This is a genomic window from Pollutimonas thiosulfatoxidans (assembly GCF_004022565.1).
Lineage (GTDB): Bacteria > Pseudomonadota > Gammaproteobacteria > Burkholderiales > Burkholderiaceae_B > Pusillimonas_D > Pusillimonas_D thiosulfatoxidans.
This window is the reverse complement of record NZ_CP022987.1, coordinates 2,885,520-2,901,007: the sequence shown is the minus strand read 5'-3', so window position 1 is coordinate 2,901,007 and position 15,488 is coordinate 2,885,520. Positions and strand designations below refer to the sequence as shown.

At 60.2% G+C, this 15,488-nt stretch carries 13 protein-coding genes; 8 read left to right on the top strand and 5 right to left on the bottom strand.

The window, feature by feature from the left end:
- Positions 1-5: 5 nt before the first annotated feature.
- The 5 genes from CKA81_RS14130 to CKA81_RS14110 all read right to left on the bottom strand — a co-directional run bounded on the left by CKA81_RS14130 (position 6) and on the right by CKA81_RS14110 (position 6,374).
- The gene (locus CKA81_RS14130) at positions 6-1,613 is read right to left on the bottom strand and encodes a carboxyl transferase domain-containing protein (protein ID WP_128355859.1); all 1,608 of its coding nucleotides are present in this window, start codon (positions 1,611-1,613) and stop codon (positions 6-8) included.
- A 10-nt stretch (positions 1,614-1,623) separates the two neighbouring features.
- Positions 1,624-2,805 (bottom strand): acetyl-CoA C-acyltransferase, encoded by a 1,182-nt coding sequence (locus tag CKA81_RS14125; RefSeq protein WP_128355858.1) that lies wholly within the window; start codon positions 2,803-2,805, stop codon positions 1,624-1,626.
- A complete protein-coding gene (gene aceK / locus CKA81_RS14120) occupies positions 2,798-4,681 on the bottom strand; it encodes a bifunctional isocitrate dehydrogenase kinase/phosphatase (RefSeq protein WP_128355857.1) in 1,884 nt (627 codons plus the stop codon). The genes CKA81_RS14125 and aceK overlap by 8 nt, the downstream gene beginning before the upstream one ends.
- A gap of 65 nt (positions 4,682-4,746) precedes the next feature.
- Positions 4,747-5,925 carry an isovaleryl-CoA dehydrogenase gene (locus tag CKA81_RS14115; RefSeq protein WP_128356825.1) on the bottom strand — a complete coding sequence of 393 codons (1,179 nt, stop codon included), beginning with the start codon at positions 5,923-5,925 and terminating at the stop codon, positions 4,747-4,749.
- 44 nt (positions 5,926-5,969) lie between these two features.
- Complete coding sequence (locus CKA81_RS14110) at positions 5,970-6,374, bottom strand: MerR family transcriptional regulator (protein ID WP_128355856.1); 405 nt, start codon at positions 6,372-6,374, stop codon at positions 5,970-5,972.
- Positions 6,375-6,455: 81 nt separating this feature from the next.
- Here CKA81_RS14110 and CKA81_RS14105 point away from each other — a divergent pair, with 81 nt between their 5' ends.
- The 8 genes from CKA81_RS14105 to CKA81_RS14070 all read left to right on the top strand — a co-directional run bounded on the left by CKA81_RS14105 (position 6,456) and on the right by CKA81_RS14070 (position 15,424).
- The gene (locus CKA81_RS14105) at positions 6,456-7,517 is read left to right on the top strand and encodes an MBL fold metallo-hydrolase (protein WP_128355855.1); all 1,062 of its coding nucleotides are present in this window, start codon (positions 6,456-6,458) and stop codon (positions 7,515-7,517) included.
- 288 nt (positions 7,518-7,805) lie between these two features.
- Positions 7,806-8,438, top strand: a complete 633-nt coding sequence (locus CKA81_RS14100) for a GntR family transcriptional regulator (RefSeq protein ID WP_228255729.1) — start codon at positions 7,806-7,808, stop codon at positions 8,436-8,438.
- 30 nt (positions 8,439-8,468) lie between these two features.
- The gene (locus tag CKA81_RS14095) at positions 8,469-9,737 is read left to right on the top strand and encodes a CaiB/BaiF CoA transferase family protein (RefSeq protein ID WP_128355853.1); all 1,269 of its coding nucleotides are present in this window, start codon (positions 8,469-8,471) and stop codon (positions 9,735-9,737) included.
- A 3-nt stretch (positions 9,738-9,740) separates the two neighbouring features.
- Positions 9,741-11,315 carry an acyl-CoA carboxylase subunit beta gene (locus CKA81_RS14090; protein ID WP_128355852.1) on the top strand — a complete coding sequence of 525 codons (1,575 nt, stop codon included), beginning with the start codon at positions 9,741-9,743 and terminating at the stop codon, positions 11,313-11,315.
- Positions 11,316-11,347: 32 nt separating this feature from the next.
- Entirely contained in the window at positions 11,348-11,569 is a 222-nt protein-coding gene (locus CKA81_RS14085; protein ID WP_128355851.1) for an acetyl-CoA carboxylase biotin carboxyl carrier protein subunit, read from the top strand.
- On the top strand, positions 11,551-13,167 hold the full coding sequence (locus CKA81_RS14080; protein ID WP_228255728.1) for an acyl-CoA carboxylase subunit beta: 1,617 nt from the start codon (positions 11,551-11,553) through the stop codon (positions 13,165-13,167). The genes CKA81_RS14085 and CKA81_RS14080 overlap by 19 nt, the downstream gene beginning before the upstream one ends.
- A 33-nt stretch (positions 13,168-13,200) precedes the next feature.
- Positions 13,201-14,580 carry an acetyl-CoA carboxylase biotin carboxylase subunit gene (locus tag CKA81_RS14075; protein WP_128355850.1) on the top strand — a complete coding sequence of 460 codons (1,380 nt, stop codon included), beginning with the start codon at positions 13,201-13,203 and terminating at the stop codon, positions 14,578-14,580.
- 133 nt (positions 14,581-14,713) lie between these two features.
- On the top strand, positions 14,714-15,424 hold the full coding sequence (locus CKA81_RS14070) for a GntR family transcriptional regulator (RefSeq protein WP_128355849.1): 711 nt from the start codon (positions 14,714-14,716) through the stop codon (positions 15,422-15,424).
- Positions 15,425-15,488: the final 64 nt, after the last annotated feature.

The window sequence follows — 15,488 nt, the reverse complement described above, 5'->3', positions numbered from 1 at the left end:
TTAGATTACATGCGGAACACGCCGAAGCGGGTGTCCTCGATAGGGGCATTGAGCGCCGCCGATAGGCCCAGCGCCAGCACACGTCGGGTATCCGAGGGCATGATGATGCCGTCGTCCCACAGTCTGGCGGTGGCGTAATAAGGATGCCCTTCCTTTTCGTATTGATCGCGTATGGGCGCCTTGAAGGCTTCTTCGTCTTCCGTGCTCCAGGTGCCGCCCTTGCCTTCGATGCCGTCGCGCCGCACGGTGGCCAGTACGCTGGCCGCCTGCTCGCCGCCCATGACCGATATACGGGCGTTAGGCCACAGAAAGAGTAGCCGGGGGCCGAAGGCGCGGCCGCACATGCCGTAATTGCCCGCACCAAACGAACCGCCGATCAGTATGGTGAACTTGGGCACCGATGCCGTCGAAACCGCCGTCACCATTTTTGCGCCATGGCGGGCGATGCCTTCGTTCTCGTACTTGCGGCCCACCATGAAACCGCTGATGTTCTGCAGGAACACCAGCGGGATCTTGCGCTGGCAGCATAGCTCGATAAAGTGCGTGCCCTTTTGCGCCGCTTCCGAGAACAAGATGCCGTTGTTGGCGATGATGCCCACCGGCATGCCGTGAATATGGGCAAAGCCGGTGATCAATGTGGTGCCAAAACGGGCCTTGAACTCGTCGAATACCGAGCCGTCCACAATGCGGGCGATGACCTCGCGCACGTCATAAGGCTTGCGCGTATCCTGCGGGATGATGCCATTGAGCTCTTGCGGATCGAATAGTGGCTCGGCATAGGGTTTGCGCTGCAGCTGGTCGGGCTTGCGATGGTTGAGCCGCGCTATGGCATTACGCGCCAGGTTCAGGGCATGCAGGTCGTTATTGGCCAGGTGGTCGGCCACGCCCGACAAGCGGGTGTGTACGTCGCCGCCGCCCAGATCTTCAGCGGTAACGACTTCGCCCGTGGCGGCCTTGACCAGCGGCGGACCACCCAGGAAGATCGTGCCCTGGTCCTTGACGATGATGGACTCATCGCTCATGGCCGGCACATAGGCGCCCCCAGCCGTGCAAGAGCCCATGACCACGGCGATCTGGGCAATGCCCTGCGCCGACATATTGGCCTGGTTATAGAAGATGCGTCCGAAGTGGTCGCGGTCGGGGAAGACCTCGTCCTGATTGGGCAGGTTGGCGCCGCCCGAGTCCACCAGATAGATGCATGGCAGGCGGTTCTGCTGGGCAATTTCCTGCGCCCGCAGGTGTTTTTTAACCGTCAGGGGGTAGTAGGTGCCACCCTTGACGGTGGCGTCGTTGCAGACCACGACGCATTCCACGCCGGCCACCCGCCCTATGCCAGTGATCAGGCCGGCACCGGGGGCGTCGTTGTTGTAGACGTCCAGTGCGGCCAACGGGGACAGTTCCAGAAAAGGGGTGCCCGGATCCAGCAGGCGCTCGACGCGGTCGCGCGGCAAGAGCTTGCCACGCCCCACATGCCTGGCGCGCGACGCATCGCTGCCGCCTCGCGCAGTTTGCAGCAGTTTTTGCCGCAAGTCATCCACCTGCACCTGCATGGCGCGGGCGTTATCCATGAAGGCTTGCGAGCGCGGATTGATGCGCGATTCGATCACGGGCATGGCGTTTCCCTCAGGCCATTTCGATGGCCAGCGCCACCGCTTCGCCGCCGCCGATGCACAGGCTGGCAATGCCGCGCTTGCCGCCGGTTTTACGCAGCGCGCCCACCAGCGTGGTCAGCAGGCGTGCGCCCGAAGCACCGATGGGATGCCCCAATGCCGTAGCGCCGCCATGAATGTTCACCTTGTCGTGGGACAGCTTCAGATCCACCATGGCCGCCATGGTGACGACGGCAAAGGCTTCGTTGATTTCGTACAGGTCCACGTCGTCGGCCTTCCAGCCGGTGCGATCCAGCAGCTTCTGGATGGCGCCCACCGGTGCGGTGGTGAACCAGCCGGGCTCTTGCGAGTGCTGGGTATGCCCGACGATGCGTGCCAATGGGGTGGCTCCCAAGCGGGTGGCGGTCGATTCGCGCATCAGTACCATGGCCGCTGCGCCGTCCGAGATGGATGACGAGTTGGCGGCAGTAACGGTGCCGTCCTTTTTGAAAGCCGGCTTCAGCGTGGGGACTTTTTCGGGCATGGCTTTGGTAGGCGCTTCGTCGGTATCGATGATGGTGTCGCCCTTGCGGCCAGCCACGGTTACCGGGGCGATCTCCCATTTGAAGCTGCCGTCTTCACTGGCGGCACGTGCGCGTCGCAGCGACTCCAACGAGAAAGCATCCTGCTGCTCGCGCGTAAAGGAGTATTTGTCGGCGCAATCTTCGGCAAACACGCCCATGGCTGTGCCGCGTTGGTAAGCGTCTTCCAGGCCGTCCAGCGCCATGTGATCGTAGACGGTGGAGTGGCCATAGCGATAGCCTTGGCGGCCGCGCAGTAACAAGTAGGGCGCGTTGCTCATGCTTTCCTGGCCGCCTGCAACCACCACATCGGCACTGCCCGCGACGATGATGTCGTGGCCAAACATGGCGGCTTTCAGGCCCGAGCCGCAGACCTTGTGGATGGTGGTGCAGCCCACGCCCAGTGGCAGGCCGGCGCCCAGAGCCGCCTGACGCGCAGGCGCCTGGCCCTGGCCCGCCTGCAGCACGTTGCCCATGATGACTTCATCGACGTCGTCGCCCGAAATGCCGGCGCGCTCCATGGCGGCCTTGATGACGACGGAGCCAAGTTCGTGGGCGGCCAGGCCGGAAAGGCTGCCCATCATACCGCCCATGGGGGTACGGGCAACGGAAACTAAAACGATAGGATCAGACATGAAGGTCTCCTGAGTGCATGGATTGATAAGTGGTCTGTGCAACCGGCGCTGTCGCATAAGCATGCAGGCGTCGGTCGCTGTCATAAGGGAATATATCTTCGATACGGCCTTGTGCGGCGCGGTCGCGGCAGGCTTGCCACCACTGTGCGTCCAGCAGCGGCGCGTGGTACTTCATGAAGGCGGCGTGTACGCGCGGGTCGCCAAGCAAAAAAGGACGAAACTCTTCGGGAAAGACATCATTGGGGCCGACCGGGTACCAGATCTCTCCGGACATTTCCGCTTCGGGATGGGGGGCGGGCGGTATGCGCCTGAAGTTCATTTCCGTCATGCGTTGGATCTCGTCGTAATCATAAAACACAACGCGGCCCAGGCGCGTAACGCCAAAGTTCTTGAACAGCATGTCGCCCGGGAAGATATTGGCGGCGGCCAGTTCGCGTATGGCATCCCCATAGCCCTTGACTGCTTTCTCCAGGACTGGATCCGCGGCCCGCCCCAGGAAAATATTAAGCGGCGTCATGCGTCTTTCAATATACACATGCCGCAGTACGATGGCCTCGTCGGTTTCTTCGATAAGGCTGGGCACCTGGTCGCGCAGCTCGGCCAGCAGGCGCTCGGAGAAGCGGGCGCGCGGCAGCGCCACCTGCGAATATTCCCAGGTGTCGGCCATGCGGCCCACGCGATCATGCTTCTTGACCATCTGGTATTTGCGCCTGACGGTGGCGTGATCCATGCCATCCTTGGCAATACGATCGCGGATCAGCTTGAATACATAGGGGTAGGAAGGCAGTGTGAACACGGTCATGACCATGCCCTTGATGCCTGGCGCGACATCGAAGGCATCGCGCGAGTGCGCGAGGTGGTGCAGGAAGTCACGATAGAACAACGTCTTGCCCTGCTTTTGCAGCCCGATCGTGGTGTAGATTTCGGCCTTGGGCTTGCGCGGCAGCAGCGTTGTCAGGAAATGCACATAGGCGGCGGGCGTTTCCATGTCGACCAGAAAATAAGCGCGTGTGAAGCTGAACAAGGTGCTCAGGTCATCTGCGCTGTACAGCAGCGCATCAAGCTGGATGTGTCCGGCCGGCGTATGCAGCAATGCGATGGCAAACGGATAGGTCGTGCCCTGGTTGATCAGTCGACCTACGGCATAGGCACCCTTGTTGCGAAAGAACAGCGAATTAAGCACGTGCACCTGGCAGTCGGGGGCGATGCGTTGTCCGGCTCCCTTGGGAAGCTGACGGCGCAGCTCGCCGATGGCCTTGCGTGCCAGTCGGCGGGCATCGGCGGGCAGGTCGGCAAAGGGCGCGGCCAGCCCGAAGTCGGCCATCATCTTGATGATGGCTGGCTCCAGCCCTTCGGTGGTCGGGTAGTACACCCGGTAAGAGGGCAACTTGCTGTCCAGGTATTCAGTCGCCACAGCGGGCCGTACGAACAGGAAATCGTTATGGAAATAGTCGCGATGCAAGATGCGGCACGACACCGAATTAAAGAAGGTTTCGGCGCATTCTGGCTGGCGGTGTCCGGACAGCAAGCCCACGAAATCTGCCTTGACCGCCTGCCAGAAGACCAGTTGCGCCGACGTCAGGCTTTGCTCGGCCGACGCCCCGCGCGGACTGGCGTCGCTGCCCTTCAGGGCGAGCGTCAGTTTGGCGGTGCACTCATGCACCCGCGTGTCGTAGTACTCGATGCGCTCTTGTGATAGCTGCTGTATGCCACGCCAGTTGCCCGATTCAAACAACGCCTTGGCCCGTTGCGCGCCATAACGAAACAAGGAATAGTGACGATTGAACCCATCCAGTATCGTCTGGGCGACCGCCTGCGGCGACAGGCCCGGCCGCGCAAGTTGTTCGACGAACTGGTGGTCTCCGGTATAGGTCATGGCATGCTCATGGGCAATGCCAGTGTGGGGCCCAGCAGTTGGCAACGATGGCGGGTCATGGCAGGTTAGGCGGTTTCGTTGAACAGTTCTCGTCCGATCAGCATACGCCGGATCTCGCTCGTGCCTGCGCCGATTTCGTACAGCTTGGCGTCGCGCCATAGCCGGCCGGTGGGGTATTCGTTGATGTAGCCGTTGCCGCCCAGTATTTGTACGCCCTCGCCGGCCATCCACGTGGCTTTCTCGGCGCAATACAAAATGACGGCCGCACAGTCTTTGCGCACTTCGCGCACATGGCCGGTGCCCAGCCGGTCCAGGTTCTTGCCGACCGCATAGCAGAAGGCGCGACTGGCCTGCAAGGTGGTGTACAGGTCTGCCACCTTGCCCTGGATAAGCTGGAACTCGCCGATGGCTTGGCCGAATTGTTTGCGATCGTGGATGTAAGGCACGACGTTGTCCATGACGGCCTGCATAATGCCCAGCGGACCGCCCGCCAGGACAGCGCGCTCGTAGTCCAACCCGCTCATGAGCACGCGTGTGCCGCCATTTAGCTGGCCCAGGATGTTTTCTTCGGGTACCTCGCAATCCTGGAACACCAGTTCGCCCGTGTGGCTGCCCCGCATGCCCAGCTTGTCCAGCTTTTGCGCTACCGAGAAACCCTTGAAGCCCTTTTCGACGATGAAGGCGGTAATGCCGCGCTGCTGCGCCTCGGGATCTGTTTTGGCGTAAACCACCAGCGTGTCGGCGTCGGGGCCGTTGGTGATCCACATTTTGGTGCCGTTCAATATATAGCGGTCGCCTTTTTTCTCGGCGCGCAGCTTCATGCTGATGACGTCCGACCCCGAGCCCGCCTCGCTCATGGCCAGCGCGCCCACATGCTCGCCCGACACCAGCTTGGGCAGGTACTTCTGTTTCTGGGCGTCTGTGCCGTTGCGATGAATCTGGTTGACACACAAGTTGGAGTGGGCGCCGTAAGACAGCCCCACCGATGCGCTGGCGCGCGAGATTTCCTCCATGGCGATCATGTGCGCCAGATAGCCCATGTTGGCGCCCCCGTATGACTCGTCAACCGTCATGCCCAGCACGCCGAGGTCGCCCAGCTTGCGCCACAAGTCCATGGGGAACTGATCGGTTCTGTCGATTTCGGCGGCACGAGGCGCGATCTCCGCCTGCGCAAAATTGCGGACGGCATCGCGCAACATGTCCAGGTCGGAACCCAGGTCGAAATTCAAGCCGGGAAGATTCATCATGGTCTCCAGAGTCGATTTGCCAGCGGTCTCGGATGAGGCCGTTATGCTTGGTCCGCAACGGTGTTGCCGGTACGCGTGGCCAGGAGGGCCTCGCAATCCTTTTGTTGCCTGCGGATTTCCTTCAGTGTGTCTTCGATGTCGCGTTGTTGCTGCTCCAGCACGCTACGGTGCTTTTGCAATACACCCAGGTAATGGCGCAACTGTATGGTGCTGTCGCCAGGCCCGTCATACATGTCGATCAGGCTGACGATCTCGCTTAACTGCAGACCCAGCCTTTTGCCTCGCAACGCGAGCTTCAGGCGGGTTCGGTCGCGCGCCTGATAGACCCGATTGCGCCCCTGGCGCATGGGACTGACAATGCCGTGATCTTCGTAAAAGCGCAAGGTCCGCGGTGTTACCGCGAACTCTTGAGCAAGTTCGGAGATGGTCCAGGTGAGATCAGGCATGGTAAATGGCAGTTTACGTTAACGTAAACTATGATGCCATAATATGCCGTTCCGGCCTACCCGCATGAACACGGAGACACGATGAACCCTAACGAACAGAAACTGGATTACCCCTGGGGCGACGAGCTGCCACCACCCGGCAAGGCGCAGACCGTGGCTGACGGCGTCCGCTGGATACGCATGCCGCTGCCCTTCGCGCTCGATCACATCAACTTGTGGCTATTGCGGGACCAACTGGACGGGCGCGATGGCTGGACGGTGGTCGATTGCGGCGTTTCGCGCGACGAGCTCAAGACATTGTGGGAGCAGGTGTACGAAGATCAGCTGGAAGGTCTGCCGATACTGCGGGTAATCGTCACCCATATGCATCCGGACCACGTTGGCCTGGCGCACTGGATTTGCGAACGCTGGAATGCGCCCTTATGGATGACCATGACCGATTATGCGCTGGCCCGGCTATGGTCCAGTCCCAACATCAGCGCGGGCGGGCCTAACGGTCAGTCGGCGGTCGAGCACTTCACCCGGCACGGCCTGGCCGATCCCGAAGCCCAAGCCAAGATTCGCGAACGTGCCAATTATTATCCCAGCCTGGTCCCGGATGTGCCCAAGCGCTTTACCCGCATCATGGATGGCGACGACATCGCGATCGGCGGCCGGCAGTGGCGGGTCATCGTCGGTTACGGCCATGCGCCGGAACATGCCTCGCTGTATTGTGACACCTTGCAGACGCTTATTTCGGGCGACATGGTGCTGCCGCGCATATCGACCAATATCAGCGTTTTCGATTTCGAGCCCGACAGCAACCCGCTGCCCTTGTATTTGAATTCGCTGAGCGCTTACGACGATCTGCCCGAAGCAACGCTGGTATTGCCTTCGCACGGCCGGCCATTTCGCGGCCTGCATGAGCGGATCAAGCAACAACATGAGCACCATGCGGATCGGCTGGCTGAAGTTGTGCAAGCATGTGTCACCCCGATGAGCACCATGGACATCCTGCCCGTGATGTTCAAGCGCAAGCTGGATGTGCACCAGTTGACCTTCGCCATGGGCGAGGCCCTGGCTCACCTGCATGCCTTGTATTACGACGGCAAGTTGGGGCGCCTAACAGGCGACGACGGGATCATACGATTCAAGGCTGTGTAGTAAACGCAGCAAGCGACAAATCGCCTTCTTTTTTGTCAGCATTACACGCACGCCGCCCTTTCGGGCGGCGTCGTTGTTTTTGGCGTTAGGCGCCAAGTCGGGCATTCAACGATTACCATTGGATACTCAAGCGGTCGATAGTCTGTACAAAATAGTCGGTAAAGTTGTTGACAATTTTGTATCGTCGGCTGTATATTTCATCTCACGCTCAAGGAGAGCAGCATGGCTGAAGCAACTCGAAGCAAACCGCGTACTAGCACCCAGAGTTCAGGCGGATCAGGGCCCAGCATGGAAGAAATCGTTGAGATTCTGCGCTCGCGCATTGTGAATCACGATCTTCCGCCGGGTTCGAAACTGCGTGAGGCGGTGTTGACGGATGAGTTCAATGTCTCCCGGCCACGCATCCGCGAAGCGTTTGGTGTACTGGAAGACCGCGGGCTAATCGAGCGGATTCCCAATCGCGGTGCTGTCGTCACCCGGCTGGAAGCCGATGAAGTGTTTGCCTTGTTCGAGGTACGCGAAGTTTTGGAGGCGCTTGCCATTCGGTTGGCTACCGAGAAGTCAGACCCCGCTTCCTGGTCCGACATCATCGAGCGCTTTGGAAAAGCAGGAGAAGAGGCTTTGGCGCGGGGCGATTTGGACTTTTACGTCGACTCCGTGAATCTGTTTCGCGAAAGGGCGATCGCGGCGGCACAGAACACCATTTTGGCGTCGCAGATGGAAAGCCTGTATGACCGAACAAAAGTATTGATCAGGCGTTTGGTGCTGGTGCCGGGTCGCGCCGCAGACGGTCTGCGACAACACCAGGAAATATTAAAGGCGATGGCTGCGGGTGATGCAGAACTGGCAGAGCGCTTGAAGCGCGCCAACATCCGTAGCTCAAGGGATAGCTTCTCGCACTATCAGAAATATCTGCTGTAAATGGGCGGCAGTGTTTGAAGGAGGTTGAAGGTGATCGATCAGGACAATGGCGTCAACGATGGCGCCGCCGCGTCAGGCCCACTAAAGGGGTGCCGCGTCGTCGAGCTGGGATCAACCGTGGCCGGGCCCTTCTGCGCCCGCTTGCTCGCCGACTTCGGCGCGGATGTGATCAAGATCGAGCAGAAGGAGGGCGATGCCGTCCGCTCGATGGGTAAGGTAAAGAACGGACGATCCCTTTACGGCGCCTCCATACTGCGCAACAAGCGTATTGTCTCTATCGACCTGCGCCTCCCTGAAGGTCGGGCCTTGGCCAAACGTCTATGTGAAAAGGCCGACATTGTCATCGAAAACTTCCGCCCGGGAACCTTGGAACGGTGGGGCCTTGGCTACGATGAGCTCAGCGCCGTCAACCCTGGCCTGATTCTGGTACGCATCAGCGGATACGGCCAGGACGGCCCGTACAGCCAACGTCCCGGCTATGGCGTCGTGTGTGAGGCTTTTAGCGGCATACGCGAAGTGACGGGCGACCCGGACCGCCCCCCGGCTCGAGTCGCTGTATCCATGACGGACTACATCACGGGGCTCTATGGCGCATTCGGGGCGACGATGGCGATGCTGGAGCGAAATCGCACCGGCCAAGGCCAAGTGATTGACTCTGCATTGTACGAAGCCGCCTTCAGTTTCATGGAGCCTCATATTCCTGCCTTTCAACAGCTGGGCCACATTGCTTCCCGCGCCGGTTCGCGCTTACCCGGTCATACGCCCAACTCGCTCTATACCAGCGCCGAGGGTCGCCATATCCACATTACGGCGGGGTCGCAGTCGGTGTTCCAGCGCCTCGCCCAGGTAATGGGCAAGCCGGAATTGCTGGCTGATCCGCGTTTCGCCACGCCCGTGGCCAGGTCGGACAATGACGACGAAATGGACGCCTTGGTCGATGAGTGGACTAGATCGCTGCCCATGACGGAGCTGGAACGCTTGCTGGACGGGGCCGGTGTCCCAGCATCACGCATCTTCAATCTTGAAGACATCTTCGCGGATCCGCATTATCGCGCTCGGAACATGCTGGTCGAGCCGGAAGACCGGGAGCTTGGGCCGGTAGCCATGGCCAATGTCGTACCCCGTATGTCGCGTACACCCGGCGCGGTGCGCTGGTCCGGCCGCGACATCGGGCAGGATACCGTCCAGGTCCTTGCCGATGAGCTTGGCCTTAGTCCCGAGCAAATCACCGAATTATCCGAAGCGCAGGTCATATACAGTGCCGGCGCATTCACACCAACCAGAGCGGTAGAGGCTTGATCCATGGGTGCAAACGAGTTGAAACAAGAGAACCTGGCCGATGAAGTCAGCGCGGCAGTCGCAGAGCTGCAACGGCGCAAGGCGCTTGCGCTGGGGATGGGCGGCGAAGCCAAGCTGGCTCGCCGTAAAGCAGCCGGCCTGCTGAATGCCCGCGAACGCATAGACTACTTCGTGGACGACGGCAGCTATATAGAAACCGGCATGCTGGGTGTGTCGTCGGTTGTGCCCGCAGACAGGGAGACCACGCCGGCTGATGCCAAGGTTGCGGGCTTCGCTCGTGTGGATGGCCGGCCGGTTGGCGTGGTGTCCAACGACTTTACCGTCAAGGGCTCGTCCAGCAGCCTGACCAACATGAAAAAGATGGGCCACGTGAAGCGCGTGGCAACAGAGCGTGGTTTTCCGCTGGTGTTCTTTGGCGAGTCGTCCGGCGCACGCATGCCAGACAATATGGGATCCAAAGGCATGGGCTCCTTGCTGGGCAATGACCCTCAGCAATATGTACGCCACCGCGAGACACCCTGGGCATCCGCCATCCTCGGTCAATGCTACGGTTCGTCGGCCTGGTATGCCTGCCTGTCGGATTTCACGGTCATGCGCAAGGGCTCGACCCTGGCGGTCGCCAGCCCCGTGCTCGCGTCACTGGCCATAGGCCAGACTGTTGAGCCCGAAGAGCTGGGCGGCTGGAAGCTGCATAGCGAAGTAACAGGGTTGGTGGACGCAGTAACGGACACCGACGAAGAAGCCATCGACCTGATCAAGCGATTTCTATCGTATCTGCCTTCTCATAATCAGGAGTCGCCGCCGCGCGTCCCCGTACCCGAGGGCTCGAACGAAGCGGCGGCCAAGCTGCCCGAAATTGTCCCCGAGAACCGTCGACGGGTTTATGAGGTACGCAAGGTCATCAATGCCATCGTCGACAAGGACAGCTTCTTCGAATTGAAGCCGCGATTCGGCCGCACCGCTGTTACCGCACTGGCTCGCCTGGATGGCCGCACGGTCGGCATTGTTGCCAACAACCCGATGGGCAAGGCGGGCGCCATGGACGTCCCTGGCTGCGAAAAGATTACCCGTTTCCTGGTGATGTGCGACTCGTTCAACATCCCCATCATCATGCTTGTCGACACCCCGGGATTCGTCATCGGCGTAGAGGGCGAGCGCATGAAGGCCCCCGGCAAGATCATGAACTTCATGACCGCATTGCAAATGTGCAGCGTGCCCAAGCTCTCGGTCATTATGCGCAAGAGTTACGGCCAGGCCTATCTGAATATGGGCGGCGGGCGCAACTCGGACGACGTCGTGGCATGGCCCACAGCCGAGGTCAGCTTCATGGACCCGACCTATTCAGTCCAGGTTGTGACCTGGGGGCGGGAGGTCGATGAGGCTACTCAGGAACAGCTGCGCGCCGAGATGGAGCGTGACAGCGACGTATGGGGCATTGCCGAGATGTATGCCGTCCAGGCGGTCATTGAACCGCAAGAAACCCGTGACTACCTGGTGCGCATGCTGGAAGTGCACGAGCTTCGTCGCACCGGCGGCATAGGCAAACATCATATGGCCGCCTGGCCAACGACTTATTAATGCATGGCACCGTACAGCAAAGGAGAATACACATGGCAAGAACAGAAATAGGCTCACCCGTGACTGGCACAGTTTGGAAAGTGGAACGAGCGGTGGGCGACAAAGTGGAAGATGGCGATGTCATCATGATCCTGGAGTCCATGAAGATGGAGATCCCGCTCGAGGCCACATGTGCGGGCGTTATCGCCGAGCTTACTGTCGAGCCGGGGGCCTCGGTAGACGAGGACCAGATCCTGTGCGTGCTCGAATCATGACGGCGGCAGTCAGTTCCAATTCGTCAGCCGAGCAAACGGACAACGAGCTGATTGCTGAACTGCAGTTTCGCCGACAGCAAGGGCAACTGATGGGTGGCCCGGCCGCTATCGAACGTCAGCACGCCGCGGGCCGGATGACAGTGCGTGAGCGCATCGCCGCGCTGATTGATGCAGATAGCTTCCGAGAAGTGGGCAGCCTGGCAGGCACCGGAAAGTACGACGAACACAACCAGCTGGTGTCTGTAACGCCCGCGCCCTATGTTGGTGGGTTGGCAAAGATAGACGGCCGCCCGGTGGCGCTGGGCGGGGAAGACTTCACCGTTCGCGGTGGTACGACATTTGGCAGCGCCCGTCGCAAAGGCGGACAGGGCGGCTTTGTCGAAGATCTGGCCCATCACTATCGTATTCCGCTGGTCAACTTGATCGATGGCGCGGGCGGTAGTGTCACCTCGCTGAAGCGGCGTGGCCACAGTGTCTTTCCGGGCGTTCACGGGTTCGAGCGTTCTGTTGGCCTGCTGGGTACCGTGCCGGTTGTTTCGGCTGTGCTGGGAACCGCAGCGGGTGGTCCTGCCGGCCGCGCGATTTTGTCGCATTTCTCGGTCATGGTGCGCGGCATCAGCCAGGTGTTCGCTGCAGGGCCTCCTGTGGTGAAGCGCTCGCTGGGCCAGGTTATCGACAAGGACGCGCTAGGTGGCGCCAAGGTTGCCGTCGACAAGGCGGGCACCATACACAACGCCGCCGCGAGCGAGGCAGAGGCGTTCGAGCAGATACGCCGCTTTCTAAGCTTCATGCCCTCCAATGTCTGGGAGCTGCCGCCCGTTGTGCAAAGCGCCGACCCTCAGGATCGTTGCGACGAACGTCTGGCCAGCATCGTTCCAGAGAAACGCACGCAGGCCTACAACATGCATCGCCTGCTGCGTATGGTGGTCGATCAGGATTCGGACTTCGAAATCCAGCCCACTTACGGCAAGTCCGTCATTACGATGCTTGCGCGGCTGGACGGGCGCCCAGTGGGGATTATTGCCAATAACCCCATGGTCTATGGCGGTGCCATGGACGTGCACTCGGCCCGCAAGCAAATTCACTTCATGGAGCTGTGCGATACCTTCCACATCCCTCTGGTGTTTTTTGTGGATGTGCCGGGTTTCATGGTGGGATTGAAAGCCGAAGAGGAAGGCACGCTGCGCGAAGGAATGCGCGCCGTCTATATTGCGGGAAATCTGCGTGTGCCCACCATCACGTTGGTTATTCGTAAATGCTACGGCATGGCCGGCATGGCAACCTGCAACAAGAACGACGTGGACATGAAGCTTGCTTGGCCTTCTGCAGAATGGGGTTCGCTGCCGGTGGAAGGTGGCGTGGCGGCTGCATTCCGTCGCGAGATCATGGCCGCGCCCGACCCCGTCGCCAAGGAAAGGGAGATGGAGGCCGAACTGAAGCCCTATGCCTCGCCCTTTCGCACTGCCGAAGCCTTCGCGGTCGAGGAAATTATCGATCCCCGTGAAACGCGACCAGTGCTCTGCGAGTGGATTGCCCTTGCAGAAATGCGTCTGCGCGGCGACCTCGGACCGAAAGCCCGCAGCGGCGTGCAACCCTAGTTAATGCATATATAAATAGGACGTGCTGAAACCATGGCCAAGAAACTGCTGATTGCCAATCGTGGCGAGATCGCCTGCCGCATCATTTCCAGTTGCAAGAAGCTGGGCCTGCAAACGGTGGCTGTCTATTCCGAAGCTGATGCCCATGCCATGCACGTCGAGCTGGCGGATGAGGCGGTGCTGGTCGGCCCGCCGCCTGCTCGTGAAAGCTACTTGCGGGTCGACGCGATTCTCGACGCTGCGCGCCGCACCGGTGCGGACCTTGTACATCCAGGTTATGGCTTCCTCGCGGAAAACGCAGATTTCGCCCAGGCCGTCATGGATGCCGGCTTGGGGTGGGTGGGCCCGTCTCCCGCTTCAATTATTGATATGGGCGACAAAGAACGCGCCCGCGAGATCGCGCGCCTTGCCGGTGTACCGATACTGCCCGGCAGTCAACGCTTTGCCTTGGGCCAGACTGAGGCCGTGATGGACGCGGCCCAGCAAGTCGGCTATCCCTTGCTCGTCAAGGCGGCCGCAGGCGGCGGCGGGATAGGCATGCGTCGTGTGGACGAGGCGACCCAGTTGCTGTCGGTGGTTGAGGCCACTCAGTCTATGGCAGGCAAGGCTTTCGGCGATTCCAGTGTGTACCTCGAGCGCTATGTTGCCGCCGCACGGCACATCGAAGTGCAGGTGTTTGGCTTTGGGGACGGCCAAGGCGTGCATCTTTACGATCGCGATTGCTCCGTGCAACGGCGTTTCCAGAAAATTATTGAAGAGGCGCCGGCGCCTGGTGTTCCAGAGGCAGTGCGTGCGCAGCTTTATGGCGCTGCATTGGCCCTGGTCGCTCAGCAGCGTTACAGCGGTGCCGGGACGGTCGAGTTCATCTACGATAGCGAACGCCAGCAAGCCTACTTTCTTGAAATGAACACGCGCATACAGGTCGAGCATCCCACCACCGAGATGGTCACGGGGGTCGACCTGGTCGCATGGCAAATACTTCAAGCATTGGGCGAACTCGCCCCAGTCAGCCAGGACGCCATTGCGCTGAATGGCCACGCCGTCGAGTGTCGCCTCTATGCCGAGCGGCCAGAGAAAAATTTTCTACCCTCACCGGGGCTGATAGAGACACTGGCTTGGCCTATGAAGCAGGAAGGCTTGCGGGTTGACACCGGCGTGCGTGCGGGCGATCGCGTGACGCCCTACTACGACCCCTTGGTTGCAAAGCTCATTGCGCATGGCATCGACCGCAGCGAGGCCATTGCGCGCTTGCGGCTGGCCTTGGAGGGCTTGACCGTAGAGGGACTGTCAACGAATGCCGAGTTCCTGCACCGGGTTCTGTCTGATGCTGATTTTTCTGCAGGTGGAGTCACCACGGCCTATGTCGGCCACTTTCTCGAGGTGCAGAAGCAGAGAAGCAGGAAGGCGGGATAGTGTTTTATGGCCAAGCTACCAAGCAGAAGTGGTCTGGTTTACAAGATCGAGATAATTAAAGCTACAAAATAGTTGACAATATTGGCATCAACTTATATCGTCTGTTGAAGCACGGACCAACGCGGAGTCACTTATGGCGTCCAGTTCCAGAGCTACATCGGCAACACCGGCTGTTACGCCCTTGCGCAAGGTCGCGGTAAAGAGCACGGACCGCCCGGACGTTCTCGCAATATTGCGAGAACGCATTGCGCGTTACGAACTGCCGCCCGGTTCAAAGCTTAACGAGTACGAACTGGCCAAGGAGTTCGATGTGCCGCGTACACGCATACGTGATGTTTTCACAGCGCTGGAACAACGTGGCCTGATCGAGCGCATACCCAATCGCGGCGCCATGGTGGCGCGGCTAGAGCCGCAGCAGGTGTTCCACATTTACGATATGCGCGAAGTGCTGGAAGGCTTATGCGCGCGGCTGGCCTGCCAGAATGCCGACCCGGCGTCGTGGCAAGATCTGCTTGACCAGTTCTCTGGACCGGTCGAGGTCGCAGTCAAGAATGGCGACTTCGAGGCGTATACCGAAATTTACGATAGCTTCCGTCGCCGCTGCATCGAAGCCGCGGCCAACCCGGTCCTCGCGCAAGCGCTGGACAACATTTACGAAAAAACGCAGGTACTCATCCGCCGCATCATCATCTTGCCGGGGCGCGGTGAGATCGGCGTGCGGGAACACCGCGCGGTGCTGGAGGCTATGCGCCGTGGGGACTGCGACGCCGCCGAGCAACTGCGTCGGGCCAACATACGCAACGCGAAGAAGTTTCTTGCGCGTTATATCAAGTACGTCCTGTAAAAGGGCGAGCGCTACGCCAGAAGAGCGCCACGAGTAGTGAAACAACACCGCGGGACAAACAGCG

Excerpts from the sequence above, each read along its gene's own strand:
- CKA81_RS14100 (WP_228255729.1), top strand. The coding sequence starts at position 7,806 with ATGGAAGAAATCGTTGAGATTCTGCGCTCGCGCATTGTGAATCACGAT.
- CKA81_RS14110 (WP_128355856.1), bottom strand. The coding sequence starts at position 6,374 with ATGCCTGATCTCACCTGGACCATCTCCGAACTTGCTCAAGAGTTCGCG.
- CKA81_RS14125 (WP_128355858.1), bottom strand. The coding sequence starts at position 2,805 with ATGTCTGATCCTATCGTTTTAGTTTCCGTTGCCCGTACCCCCATGGGC.
- CKA81_RS14130 (WP_128355859.1), bottom strand. The coding sequence starts at position 1,613 with ATGCCCGTGATCGAATCGCGCATCAATCCGCGCTCGCAAGCCTTCATG.
- CKA81_RS14105 (WP_128355855.1), top strand. The coding sequence starts at position 6,456 with ATGAACCCTAACGAACAGAAACTGGATTACCCCTGGGGCGACGAGCTG.
- CKA81_RS14070 (WP_128355849.1), top strand. The coding sequence starts at position 14,714 with ATGGCGTCCAGTTCCAGAGCTACATCGGCAACACCGGCTGTTACGCCC.
- CKA81_RS14115 (WP_128356825.1), bottom strand. The coding sequence starts at position 5,925 with ATGAATCTTCCCGGCTTGAATTTCGACCTGGGTTCCGACCTGGACATG.
- CKA81_RS14085 (WP_128355851.1), top strand. The coding sequence starts at position 11,348 with ATGGCAAGAACAGAAATAGGCTCACCCGTGACTGGCACAGTTTGGAAA.
- CKA81_RS14090 (WP_128355852.1), top strand. The coding sequence starts at position 9,741 with ATGGGTGCAAACGAGTTGAAACAAGAGAACCTGGCCGATGAAGTCAGC.
- CKA81_RS14075 (WP_128355850.1), top strand. The coding sequence starts at position 13,201 with ATGGCCAAGAAACTGCTGATTGCCAATCGTGGCGAGATCGCCTGCCGC.
- aceK (WP_128355857.1), bottom strand. The coding sequence starts at position 4,681 with ATGACCTATACCGGAGACCACCAGTTCGTCGAACAACTTGCGCGGCCG.